Raw genomic sequence first — 12,751 nt, 5'->3', positions numbered from 1 at the left:
AATCCCCAGAGTACCATCCTAAAACGCTATGCAAAATCAAGATATAGACAGCTATCTAGAAATATTTAATTGCTCAATACCATTGCTTTTGCTCAAGTTTCCCCAAATTAATAGGGATAGCTATTTTTATTACATCACATTGTGAAACAATAATGGCAAATAATTTTAAGAAAGTTGGAACTTTCAGTATTTGGCTTAGTCACAATAGTGCTCTTGTAGACGGTGGTGTCAATACTACATTTTGCATAATTAGTACCCATATCTGCGAAGGTAAGGGTTATAACAATAGGAGTACCCGCTCGAATGAACGAGCAGCTAACCGATCAAGTGTTGATTGAGCGAGTGCAGAGTGGAGATAAGCAGGCATTTAACTTACTAGTGGTTAAGTACCAAAATAAAGTTTGTAACCTTATCTCTCGATACGTGAATAATTCTGGTGATGTACCTGACGTAGCACAAGAAGCTTTTATTAAAGCTTACCGCGCGATACCTAATTTTCGTGGCGAAAGTGCCTTCTATACATGGTTGTACCGAATTGCCGTGAACACCGCTAAAAATCATATTGTTGCTCAGAGCCGCAGGCCGCCAGCAACAGATGTTGATGCAGAAGATGCAGAATATTACGAAACAGGCAGCGCGTTAAAAGAAATATCGAACCCTGAGAACTTAACGCTGTCCAAAGAATTGAAACAGGTCGTTTTTGGTGCGATTGAAGCGTTACCAGAAGACTTAAAAACTGCAATGACGCTGCGTGAGCTCGAAGGTTTGAGCTACGAAGAGATTGCAGAAGTAATGGATTGCCCTGTAGGAACCGTACGTTCGCGTATTTTCCGAGCTCGTGAAGCAGTGGAAAAGAAAATTAAACCTCTTTTACAACGCTAGAACTTGTAATAATTATGGTGAAAATAATGGCTGATAAAGAAAAGCTTTCGACACTCATGGATGGAGAAATGATCGACAAAGCTCTGATTGCAGAGTTGGAGTCTGATCAAGAAAGCATGGATACCTGGCAGAATTACCATTTAATTGGTGATGTAATGCGTGGGGATGCGCCAGAAAGTCAAGGTTGGAACATTGCTAACAGTGTTGCCGCTGCGCTTGAAAGCGAGCCAGCACATGGTTCAATGTCGAACTTGCACCAAGTGAATGTAGAACCTGTTGTTGCTCCAGTTGAAGAACAACCGAAACCTCAACAAGCGAAGCGCCAGCTTCCTGCTTGGTTACAACAGTTTGGACAAGTTGCCGTTGCAGCCTGTGTTTCTCTAGCTGTTGTGTTAGGTGTTCAACAATATGGTGGTAGTGACCCAGCAGCAGAACAGCTGCCTGTACTCCAGACGATTCCGTTTGCGGGTTCTGCTGAACCAGTAAGCTTAACGCGTGACTCTGTTGAGAAACCAGCATCTGAAGCTAATTTGCAAGAGCAGCGCAAACGCGTTCATGCATTGTTAGAAGATTATGAGTTACAGCTAAGATTAAACAGTGATGCATCGCCAATGCAAGATGCACATCTAGAATCGGACATTGAATGAAGAAAATTCTGGTCAGTGCACTGACACTGTTCAGCTTGATGTCTCCAACGGCCTTTGCAGAGGAAATTACTGCAAAGGCGTTATTGCATCAAATGAACGAGGCCAGTCAGCATCTAAATTACGAACTCTCCTATATTTTGATAAAGAAGAGCAGTATTGAACCTCTGCTTTATCGTCATGCAGTCAACGACGACCAACAACTCGCACACCTTGCTTACTTAAGTGGCCCTGTTCGCGAAGTCATTCGACGTGGCGACGAAGTTAGCTATATAGAACCGGGTACAGAACCATTCACTATCCAGTCTGGCAGTATGGTTGCGCCTGTCATTCCTATGATTAACCGAGATATTGACGCGCTTAACGACTACTACGATTTCGTGAAAGTGGGTCGAGCTCGTGAAGCTGGAAGTACCACTCAAGTATTGCGAGTGGTTCCGAAAGATGGGCTTCGCTACTCTTATGTCGTATGGGTTGACGAAAAAACCAATCTTCCTTTACGTGCCGATCTTCTTGATCGTGACGGTGAAGTTTTAGAACAGTACCGCACTATTTCTTACGTGGTGAATGACAAAATTGCAGAAGCGATGGGAGGCTTGAATAGTGCTCAATTACCGAAAGTACTGTCATTACCTGAAGGCTTAGTGAGTGAAACGAACTGGGAAGTGTCTTGGATACCCGAAGGCTTTAAGTCAAAAGAACTCAGTCGTTATCCAATGGCGGCAACCAATAAAATGGTTGAGAGCCAACTGTTCAGTGATGGATTATTCAGTTTCTCGGTGTACGTTGCCGATAAAGATGAACATTCATTGAAAGGTCAGTTGGTGCGTCAAGGACGCAGAACGTTACACAGTTTAGTGAATGGAGACCGCGAGATCTCTGTGGTGGGTGACATTCCGCCAGCAACCGCTAAGCGTATTGCTCTATCGATCAAGTTTGCTAATTCGGTTGCAGCGCAATGATGACCGCGCTTGCTACCGTCAGCTCAGTCGAACAAAAAGGTAAGCAATTTTTTGTTCATCTGAGCTGCGAACAACAAACCAGTTGCAGTAGCTGTTCTTCTCAAAAAAGCTGTGGAACTGGTATTGTCACTAAAGCTGTCGGCAATAAATCTTTGTTTTGGCGGCTTAAAACCAAAAGTTTAGTTAAAACAGGACAAATCGTAGAAATTGGCTTTCCAGAAAAAAGCCTACTTCAGTCGGCGGCGATTGTTTACCTCATTCCACTTTTCATGTTGATGATTGGTGCTGGTTTTGGGCAACTCTTGTTACAACCCTTACTCCAAGAGGGCGAGGGCATTGTTATCTTAAGTGCTGCGCTGTTTACGGCTGGTGGTATTGCCTTAGCGAAGCGCTTAGCCAAACCTATGGAAGACAAATCCAAGCAAGAAGTCGTCTTGATTCGAATCCTAGGCGAGCCTCTCGTCTAATTTATGATGCTTCTTGCCCTTAAATTGGGTAGAATCTGCCAACTTGATTGAAATGCCGCCACCAATGCTGACTGTAGATTGGACGCGTCGCGGCTTTCTTATTATCCCTATTCAAAGAGTTTAGTCACACCAAGCCTATGAAGCACATTCGTAATTTTTCGATTATCGCCCACATCGACCACGGTAAGTCGACCCTTTCTGACCGCTTAATCCAAGTTTGTGGAGGGTTAAGTGAACGTGAGATGGCAGCTCAAGTCCTCGATTCTATGGATATAGAACGCGAGCGTGGTATTACAATTAAAGCGCAGAGTGTGACTTTAGATTACAAAGCGAAAGATGGTGAAACTTACCAACTTAACTTTATCGACACTCCAGGACACGTAGATTTCTCTTACGAAGTATCTCGTTCTCTAGCCGCTTGTGAAGGCGCGCTATTGGTTGTGGATGCTGGTCAAGGTGTTGAAGCACAAACTCTAGCAAATTGTTACACCGCGATCGAAATGGAACTGGAAGTAGTGCCAATCTTGAACAAGATTGACTTACCTGCGGCTGAACCTGAGCGTGTTGCTGAAGAAATCGAAGAGATCGTTGGTATCGATGCGATGGAAGCGACTCGTTGTTCTGCAAAAACCGGTATCGGTGTTGACGACGTTCTTGAAAACATCGTAACGGCTATCCCACCACCAGAAGGTGATCCAGAAGCGCCACTACAAGCGCTGATCATCGACTCTTGGTTCGATAACTATTTAGGTGTTGTTTCTTTGGTTCGTATCAAGAACGGTAAGCTGAAGAAGAACGACAAGATTAAAGTGATGTCGACAGACCAAGTTTGGGGTGTTGACCGTCTAGGTATCTTCACACCTAAGCAAATCGACACAACTGAGCTAAATACTGGCGAAGTTGGTTGGGTTGTTTGTGGTATTAAAGACATCCTTGGCGCACCTGTTGGTGATACGTTGACGCTTGCAAAAGGCGGCAGCACTGAACGTCTACCTGGTTTCCAAAAAGTGAAGCCTCAGGTATACGCAGGTCTATTCCCAGTATCGTCTGACGACTACGAAAACTTCCGTGACGCACTAGGCAAATTAAGCCTGAACGATGCATCACTGTTCTACGAACCAGAAAGTTCAGCAGCACTTGGCTTTGGTTTCCGTTGTGGCTTCTTAGGAATGCTTCACATGGAGATCATCCAAGAGCGTTTAGAGCGTGAATACGACCTAGACTTAATCACAACGGCACCAACCGTAGTGTACGAAGTTGTAAAAACGGATGGCAGCATTCTTTACGTTGATAGCCCGGCTAAACTGCCTGCGACTAATGATGTAGAAGAAATTCGTGAGCCTATCGCTCGTTGTAATATCCTTGTACCGTCTGACTACCTAGGTAACGTAATTACCTTATGTGTAGAAAAACGTGGTGTTCAAGTTGATATGGTTTATCACGGAAAGCAAGTTGCAGTGACTTACGACCTGCCAATGGCTGAAGTAGTTCTAGACTTCTTCGACCGTTTGAAATCAACATCTCGTGGCTATGCGTCACTGGATTACAACTTCCAACGTTTTGAAATGTCGAACATGGTTCGTGTAGACGTATTGCTTAATGGCGAAACAGTTGATGCACTGGCTATCATTACGCACAAAGACATTGCACAGTCTCGTGGTCGTCTATTGGTTGAGAAGATGAAAGAATTCATCCCTCGTCAAATGTTTGATATCGCGATTCAAGCAGCGATTGGTAACCACATCATTGCTCGTTCTACAGTGAAACAACTGCGTAAGAACGTAATCGCAAAATGTTACGGTGGTGATATCAGTCGTAAGAAGAAACTTCTTAAGAAACAAAAAGAAGGTAAGAAGCGTATGAAGCAGATCGGTAACGTTGAACTGCCTCAAGAAGCATTCTTAGCGATTCTTCATGTTGGTAAAGACTAGGTATCAATCGCACTAACTATCTGCTGAACATTACTGGTTAAAATCGTTTATTTCTTTGTTGCAAAGATTGCAATTAGGCCCACTAGTCACTGCACTTTGCGCCTCGAACTAAACGATTCTTCCTGCGTAATCTCCCCAGCATTTAGTCAGCATGATTGATACAGATTAGAAATATTAAGCAGAGTGAAAGGGTTATACTCTTTCACTTTCGTTATTTTTAAAGAAATGAAATTTAAGGGATATCAATGGCTAATACATTTTCGCTTATCTTAGTGATCGTAACTCTAGTGACCGGCATTATATGGGCGTTGGAAAAGTTTGTGTGGGCGAAGAAGCGCCAACAAAAACTGGCTAACGTTGAAGCACAATCGAATGGCCTAGACGCTGCAACCAGCGCAAAAGTTACGGCTCAGCCTTGGTGGGTTGAGAACAGTGTGTCCATTTTCCCGGTAATTGCATTTGTTTTGATCTTGCGTTCATTCATCTATGAACCGTTTCAAATCCCATCTGGTTCGATGATGCCAACCCTTTTGGTTGGTGATTTCATCTTAGTAGAGAAGTACGCGTACGGTCTAAAAGACCCAGTTTGGCGCACTCAACTGGTCGAAACAGGCAAGCCAGAACGCGGTGATTCAATCGTATTTAAGTACCCACCTCAGCCGAATATCGACTACATCAAACGTGTTGTTGGTATGCCTGGCGACACCATTCGCTACAGCAGCCGCAAAGAGGTTTGCATTCAAGCGAAGGGTACAAGTAGCTGTGAACCAGTGAAACTAAGTCACGTTGAAGAAAGCCAATTTATTCAAGACGGTGTGCCTCTGATTCAGCTGAATGAACAGCTGGGTGACGTGGAGCACCAAATTTTAGTTAACCCATTACGTCGTGATCGTGTGCAAGCATATCAACCCCGCAATGGTGTTAACGAGTGGATCGTTCCAGAAGGCCAATACTTTGTGATGGGTGATAACCGTGACAACAGTGCTGATAGCCGTTACTGGGGCTTTGTCCCTGAAGCAAACCTTGTTGGTAAGGCCGTTGCTATTTGGATCAGCTTCGAATTCGAACGCGGTTCAGACAGTGTACTTCCAACATGGATTCCTACTGGTGTGCGTTTTAATCGCATCGGTGGGATTCACTAATCGATCACATAACACATCGAGAGAGCATGAATTCTCCAATTGATAAACTAGAGAGAAAGATTGGCTATCAGTTTAATGATGCCGATCTTATCCATCTGGCGCTGACTCACCGCAGCGCCGCAGGTAAACACAACGAACGTCTTGAGTTTCTGGGCGATTCAATTTTAAGTTTTGTTATCGCTGATGATCTTTACCACCGTTTCCCTAAGGTAAACGAAGGTGATATGAGCCGCATGCGCGCAACATTAGTACGTGGTCATACATTGGCAGAACTAGGTCGTGAATTCGAACTAGGAGATTACTTAAAATTAGGTCCAGGTGAGTTGAAGAGTGGCGGTTTCCGTCGTGATTCTATTCTAGCGGATGCAGTAGAAGCGATCATCGGTGCTGTCTATTTGGATAGTGATACCGAGGTTGTTCGCCGCATTATTTTAAGCTGGTACCAATCTCGCCTAGAGTCTATTCAGCCTGGTGTATCTCAAAAGGATCCGAAAACTCGCCTACAAGAGTTTTTACAAGGTCGAAGAAATCCCCTACCTGTCTACACAGTGACTAATATTAAAGGTGAAGCACACAACCAAGAGTTTACGGTTGAGTGTGAAGTGGCAGGTGTGGATAAACCTGTTATCGGTAAAGGCACTAGCCGCCGCAAGGCAGAACAAGCGGCTGCTGAAACAGCATTAGAGCAACTAAGCAATGTCTGATAACAATCAAGATTTCGATATCGATGCATTCTTTTCATCTGATAGCAAAAAAACGGGCCTACCGGAAAACCAACACTGTGGCTTCATCGCTATCGTGGGTCGACCAAACGTAGGTAAATCGACGCTTCTGAACCATATTTTGGGTCAGAAAATCTCGATCACATCACGTAAGCCTCAGACGACACGCCACCGTATTATGGGCGTAGAAACTGAAGGTGATTACCAAGCGATCTACGTTGATACTCCTGGACTTCACATCGAAGAAAAGCGTGCAATCAACCGTTTGATGAACCGTGCGGCGAACAGCTCACTGAGCGATGTGAACCTAGTATTTTTCCTTGTTGACGGTACTCATTGGACTGACGACGATGAAATGGTACTGAACAAGCTGAGAAAAACAGATTTCCCAGTCGTCCTTTGTATTAACAAGGTAGACAACGTTCAAGACCGTACTGACGTAATGCAACACATGATGGAAGTGTCTAAGAAGATGGACTTCCTTGATGTTGTGCCAATCTCAGCGAAACAAGGTAAGAATATCGATGTACTGCGTAAGCACGTTCGTAATTCTTTACCAAAAGCGACGCATCACTTCCCTGAAGAGTACGTAACGGATCGTTCACAGCGCTTTATGGCCTCTGAAATCATCCGTGAAAAACTGATGCGATTCACGGGCGAAGAGCTACCTTACTCAGTAACGGTTGAAATCGAGCGTTTTGATTACAACCCAGATAATGATGGTTTCCACATCAATGCTTTGATTCTTGTTGAACGTACTGGTCAGAAGAAGATGGTGATTGGTAAAGCGGGCGAGAAGATCAAAACGATTGGTCGTGAAGCTCGTATCGATATGGAAGAACTATTCGGTCGTAAGGTTTACCTAGAGACTTGGGTTAAAGTTAAGTCTGGTTGGGCTGACGATGAGCGTGCACTTCGCTCGTTAGGCTACATCGACGATCTATAATATATTGAACGTCACTTTCTGATATTAAGAAAGTTGAATTGAATATAAATACAAGAGAGAGTGCGAACTCTCTCTTTTTGTATCTGTAAGAAGGGTAAGATATTGAGCGAAGGGTTACAGCGATGCTTTGTGTTGCACCGTCGACCATACAGTGAGTCGAGCCTGATTCTGGACGTCTTCAGTGAAGAATACGGTCGGGTGACGTTGATGTCTAAAGGTGCGCGGAGTAAGCGTTCTAATTTGAAAGGTGCATTGCAACCTTTTACGCCTCTGCTGCTTAAGTGGTCTGGTAATGGTTCAATGAAAACGTTGCGCCAAGCAGAACCGATCAGCTTGGGACTCCCTCTTGCCGGTATTAATCTGTATTCAGCAATGTACGTTAACGAGTTAGTTGGGCGAGTGTTGATGGCTGAAGTGGCGATGCCCGCATTTTTTCATGACTATCTTCATGCCTTAACAGAACTCGCTCATAATGAGAATCCTGAGCCAGCGCTACGTCGTTTTGAATTGGCTCTACTTTCCGCTATGGGGTATGGCGTCGACTTTTTACACTGTGCGGGTACCGGTGAGCCGATTGATCCGAGCATGACTTATCGTTATCGAGAGCAGAAAGGTTTTATCGCATCGGTACGTCGAGATAACCTAACTTTTATGGGCGATGAACTTATCGCAATCAGCGAACGTAGGTTTATCACTAAAGAGCAGTTAAAAGCGGCAAAACGCTTTACACGCATAGCCTTAAAGCCGTATCTTGGCGGTAAACCATTAAAAAGTAGAGAGCTATTTATGCCAACAATAGCCCTCTCTAGAGCACGGAGTATTGGAAAATGAGCTCAATCCTTTTAGGCGTTAATATCGACCATATTGCAACACTGCGTAATGCACGTGGTACTAAATACCCAGATCCAGTACACGCAGCTGAAATTGCTGAGCGCGCTGGTGCTGACGGCATCACCATTCACCTGCGTGAAGACCGCCGTCATATTGTTGATCGCGATGTACGTATTCTTGCTGAGACAATCCAGACTCGCATGAACTTAGAGATGGCAGTGACGGACGAGATGGTTCAAATTGCACTCGATACTAATCCAGAGTTCGTTTGTCTAGTTCCAGAAAAGCGTGAAGAGCTAACTACTGAAGGTGGCTTGGATGTGGTTGGTCAACTTGAGAAGATCAAAGCAGCAACGCAAAAGCTGTCGGCAGCGGGTATCAAGGTCTCTCTATTTATCGATGCAGATCGTGAGCAAATCGACGCAGCAAAAGCGTGTGGCGCACCGTTCATTGAGCTGCACACTGGCCATTATGCCGATGCGAAAACAGAAGAAGATCAACAAGACGAGCTGAAAAAGATTGCTGCAGGCGCAAGTTACGCAGACGATCTTGGTATCACCGTCAATGCTGGCCATGGTCTGACTTACCACAACGTAGCACCGATTGCGGCACTTCCAGAGATCTACGAGCTGAACATCGGTCACTCGATCATGGGACGCGCAGTGTTTGATGGTTTGAACAAAGCCGTTGCAGACATGAAAGCCGTGATGGAAACAGCACGCAACAACGCTTAACTTTTTAATTAGTAAGTAGTTAAGTGTTAGTGGTTAATCAAAAACCAATAGAATCAATAAATCGAAGTTTGATATTAAGGTAAACATGGCTGTTGTTGGATTAGGTACAGATATCGCAGAAATAGAACGTGTAGAAAAAGCACTGTCACGAAGTGGTGAGGCTTTCGCTAAACGTATTTTGACGGATTCTGAATTTGAAGTATTCCAGCAGCTTAAGCAAAAAGGGCGTTACCTTGCGAAGCGTTTTGCGGCTAAAGAAGCAGCATCAAAAGCGCTGGGTACAGGCATCGCACTGGGTGTTACTTTTCATGACTTCGAAATCTCGAACGACGAGCATGGTAAGCCAGTGCTGAGCTTGCATAAAAAAGCTCAGGAAATCGCATTGGCGAATGGAACAAAGTCGATTCATCTGACGATTTCCGATGAGCGCCACTACGCGGTGGCGACGGTATTACTTGAGTCGTAAGCTTTGAATTGAGCCATGTGTTTAGACTACGAGCATGTTTAGTTACGAGCATGTTTAGACCACGAATAAACTGACTAACACTGACCAAATATTCCAGTTATAAAAAGCAGAGCTCATGGCTCTGCTTTTTTATTATCTGAACGCGTTACAGTTTCCTACCAACTACCAACTACCAACTACCAACTACCAACCGTTAACTTTTAGCTCTAAGTCGGCTATAAGTAATGGATCGCTGTTGCCTGAACTTTGTCTAATTCATCCTGTAATTCAAATAGCTCTGGCTCAATCGCCTCAATGGAAGTACCTGAGCGTAGCTCTTTCTCTATCGTGGCACAGACTGATTTTAGTCTTGGTACGCCGCTGTATGAGCTACTGCCATGCATTTTGTGGATGATATGTATCAGTTCTTCAATAGGGAAGTCATTGTCTTCTATCGCTTTCTCTGCGGCTTCATAAACCTCAGGAATAAAGTCCACTAACATCCGCAGCATATCGCGTGCAAGATCCTCTTTGTTAGCGGCTTGCTTCATTGCGGCCTGCCAATCAATGATGATATTTTTGTGCACGTTCGCTTCTGCTTCTTGCGGTTGGCTACTATCTATCTCAACTGCGACGGCAGGATGTTCTGGGTCTATCTTATTGATATGCTCAACCTCTGAAGCTGGGCTCCAATGGAGCAGAACCTGCTGTAAGACATGCTCTTCGATAGGCTTGGTGAGGTAATCATCCATGCCTGCAGCTAGCAGTCGATCTCGCTCACCCATCATGGCGTGCGCGGTCACCGCGATAATCGGTGTGTTGGCGTTGTTAGCGAGTTTCTTAATGTGCTTACAAGCGGTCACCCCATCCATTTGTGGCATTTGGATATCCATGAAGATGATATCAAATGGTGTGCTAGTCGCTTTGTCGATCGCTTGTTGACCGTTAGTACAGCTGATCACGGTTTCCACGCGCTCTTTCAATAACGCAGTAATCAACTTAAGGTTGGCTGGGTTATCGTCTACCGCCAGTACTGTTAACGGTAGCTTCTCTTCTGAGTGCGTTTCAATTGCTGGTGCAATCAAGGTTGGTGCTTGATTAGAGATCAGAGTTTGCAGCAGCTTCTTCCGAGAGAGAGGTTTGGTGATGCATTGAACATCGACCTCTTTCATCAATTGCTCACCTAATGCAAGTTCGGTACTTGGTGTACCAATAATGACGTTCTGAGCAATCTTCTTAGCACCAATCGCCCAACCACTGACGGTATCAAGTTGGTACTCTTGATTTGCGGCAAGGTTAAGTAATACGTAGTCATAAGAGGTGCTTTCGTCAGGCATCACTGAACGATAAGTGACGACTAGCCCTGCTTGGGTCAAGATCTGCTGAGTGATTGATGCGGCTTGCATGTTCGGCTCGATCAACAACAACTGTTTGTCTTGTAGGCATTGAGTTTCGATAAGCTCGGTCATTGGCATATCAGTCGTTGATAGCCTTAAAGTAAACCAGAAGGTTGAACCTTGGTGCAGGCGGCTAGTGAGGCTGATCTCACCGCCCATTTGGCTTACCAATTTCTGTGTGATAACGAGACCAAGGCCTGTACCACCATAACGACGAGAGATACTCGCATCTGCTTGGCTGAAGGCTTGGAATAGCTGAGCCTGTTGACGCTCCGATATACCTATACCGGTGTCCCGAACCATGAATTGAAGTTCGATGTTGTCTTCGGTCTGAGAACGAAGTTCAACACTGATATCGATATTGCCACGCTCGGTAAACTTGATTGAGTTACCAACAAGGTTGGTTAGGATCTGCTGAATGCGCAGTGGATCACCAACCACGCCTGGTGGCACTTTCGGATCTATCTTAAGTGTCAATTCTAGACCTTTCTCATGAGCATTGGTCGCTTGAAGGTTCACAACCTCTTCAAGGCTGGCTTGGAATTCAAATGGGATGTTCTCGAGCGCTAATTTACCGGCTTCCAACTTCGAGAAATCCAGAATGTCGTTGATGATGCTGAGTAGGTTATTGGCAGAGCGTTCAATGGTCTGCAAGTAATCGGTTTGGCTGGTCGATAGGTGGGTCTTAAGCATCTGGCGAGTAAAGCCAATCACACCGTTTAGCGGCGTTCTTAATTCGTGAGACATATTTGCCAAGAACTCAGACTTAACACGCGCAGCTTCTTGAGCGCGTTTTTTCGCAATGTCCAACTCAACGTTTTGAATCTCTAGTTGTTCTAGAGTTTCACGCAGATCAGACGTTGCTTGGTCGATGCTGTGTTGCATCTCAACGTGATACTCTGACAGCGATACCGCCATCGCGTTGATACCGTTTTTCAGTGAATCTAGCTCACCATGCATCTTGCCTTCGATACGTACATCGAGATGACCGCGTCGAATCCGGTCAACCATGTTTTTCATGTGTGTGATCGGTTGAGTTACATCGTGCATTAAGCGGAACGCAAACACGCCCGATAAACCAAGTCCCAGAATCAACACCAAGAAAGCAGAGAATACTTCTTGATACTGCTGTAATCGTAATGAAGATAAGTCGAGCTCAATTGCGATATAACCGATCGCTTGGTTCGCTTGCGATTGCCCATTGGCTGAGTTGATGTATTGCCCCTCAGCGATGATGGGCGTCCTGAGAATCAGCGTGTTATCGAGCAGGTTCGACGAGCTCAAATGCGGTATCGGCTTATCTTTGGGATAAGTGAGGCTTTCAAAGTCGGGGTGGAAGTTTGAGGTTACGAACAACTCATGGCGTTCATCAAACACCGCGATGCTGCGCACAAGGTTAGAGTTTTTTCGATGCGCATAGCTGATGAGCTGGCGAACAGACTCTCGGCTTTCGAGTTGCATGCCAGATGCGCTCGCAATTGCAAGCGGTTCTATAATGCTAGTACCAGTGTTAACCACCTGACCCTCAAGGTCTTGATAGCGGTTAAATGAGAAAAATGCACTCAATAGCAGCCCAATAATTAGGGTTGGAGCTAGAGTTAAGGTAATTACACGGGCTCTTAAGCCATATCTGGTCATGTTCTTTAAT

The 12,751-nt window shown here is 44.9% G+C and carries 12 protein-coding genes; 11 read left to right on the top strand and 1 reads right to left on the bottom strand.

The annotated features are described in order from the left end of the window. Positions 1 to 303: 303 nt before the first annotated feature. From rpoE to acpS, 11 genes are all read left to right on the top strand, one after another. Positions 304 to 882 (top strand): RNA polymerase sigma factor RpoE, encoded by a 579-nt coding sequence (gene rpoE, locus ACMAZD_RS14865; RefSeq protein WP_008223963.1) that lies wholly within the window; start codon positions 304 to 306, stop codon positions 880 to 882. A gap of 26 nt (positions 883 to 908) precedes the next feature. Beyond that, complete coding sequence (locus ACMAZD_RS14860) at positions 909 to 1,529, top strand: RseA family anti-sigma factor (protein ID WP_435247783.1); 621 nt, start codon at positions 909 to 911, stop codon at positions 1,527 to 1,529. Beyond that, entirely contained in the window at positions 1,526 to 2,488 is a 963-nt protein-coding gene (gene rseB, locus ACMAZD_RS14855) for a sigma-E factor regulatory protein RseB (protein ID WP_435247782.1), read from the top strand. The genes ACMAZD_RS14860 and rseB overlap by 4 nt, the downstream gene beginning before the upstream one ends. Beyond that, positions 2,485 to 2,955 (top strand): SoxR reducing system RseC family protein, encoded by a 471-nt coding sequence (locus ACMAZD_RS14850; RefSeq protein WP_435247781.1) that lies wholly within the window; start codon positions 2,485 to 2,487, stop codon positions 2,953 to 2,955. The genes rseB and ACMAZD_RS14850 overlap by 4 nt, the downstream gene beginning before the upstream one ends. Positions 2,956 to 3,092: 137 nt before the next feature. Next, entirely contained in the window at positions 3,093 to 4,886 is a 1,794-nt protein-coding gene (gene lepA, locus ACMAZD_RS14845) for a translation elongation factor 4 (protein WP_102361365.1), read from the top strand. 245 nt (positions 4,887 to 5,131) lie between these two features. Next, positions 5,132 to 6,028: a signal peptidase I gene (gene lepB, locus ACMAZD_RS14840; protein WP_435247780.1), complete on the top strand. Its 897-nt coding sequence runs from the start codon at positions 5,132 to 5,134 to the stop codon at positions 6,026 to 6,028. Between the two features lie 26 nt (positions 6,029 to 6,054). Further along, the gene (rnc, locus tag ACMAZD_RS14835; RefSeq protein ID WP_004735383.1) at positions 6,055 to 6,732 is read left to right on the top strand and encodes a ribonuclease III; all 678 of its coding nucleotides are present in this window, start codon (positions 6,055 to 6,057) and stop codon (positions 6,730 to 6,732) included. Continuing rightward, complete coding sequence (gene era / locus ACMAZD_RS14830) at positions 6,725 to 7,696, top strand: GTPase Era (protein ID WP_004735384.1); 972 nt, start codon at positions 6,725 to 6,727, stop codon at positions 7,694 to 7,696. The genes rnc and era overlap by 8 nt, the downstream gene beginning before the upstream one ends. A gap of 102 nt (positions 7,697 to 7,798) precedes the next feature. After that, positions 7,799 to 8,527 (top strand): DNA repair protein RecO, encoded by a 729-nt coding sequence (recO, locus tag ACMAZD_RS14825; RefSeq protein WP_017108686.1) that lies wholly within the window; start codon positions 7,799 to 7,801, stop codon positions 8,525 to 8,527. Further along, positions 8,524 to 9,261 carry a pyridoxine 5'-phosphate synthase gene (gene pdxJ / locus ACMAZD_RS14820; RefSeq protein ID WP_435247779.1) on the top strand — a complete coding sequence of 246 codons (738 nt, stop codon included), beginning with the start codon at positions 8,524 to 8,526 and terminating at the stop codon, positions 9,259 to 9,261. Before recO ends, pdxJ begins: the two co-directional genes overlap by 4 nt. A gap of 85 nt (positions 9,262 to 9,346) precedes the next feature. Beyond that, positions 9,347 to 9,727, top strand: coding sequence for a holo-ACP synthase (gene acpS, locus ACMAZD_RS14815; protein ID WP_017108146.1), 381 nt, complete (start codon positions 9,347 to 9,349; stop codon positions 9,725 to 9,727). A 215-nt stretch (positions 9,728 to 9,942) separates the two neighbouring features. On the opposite strand, the gene barA is transcribed toward acpS, so the two are convergent. Next, positions 9,943 to 12,741: a two-component sensor histidine kinase BarA gene (barA, locus tag ACMAZD_RS14810; RefSeq protein ID WP_435247778.1), complete on the bottom strand. Its 2,799-nt coding sequence runs from the start codon at positions 12,739 to 12,741 to the stop codon at positions 9,943 to 9,945. Positions 12,742 to 12,751 lie beyond the last annotated feature (10 nt).

It is taken from the genome of Vibrio sp. nBUS_14 (assembly GCF_051201655.1).
Classification (GTDB): domain Bacteria; phylum Pseudomonadota; class Gammaproteobacteria; order Enterobacterales; family Vibrionaceae; genus Vibrio.
The sequence above is the reverse complement of the archived record's forward strand: the minus strand, read 5'-3'. Positions and strand labels throughout refer to the sequence as shown.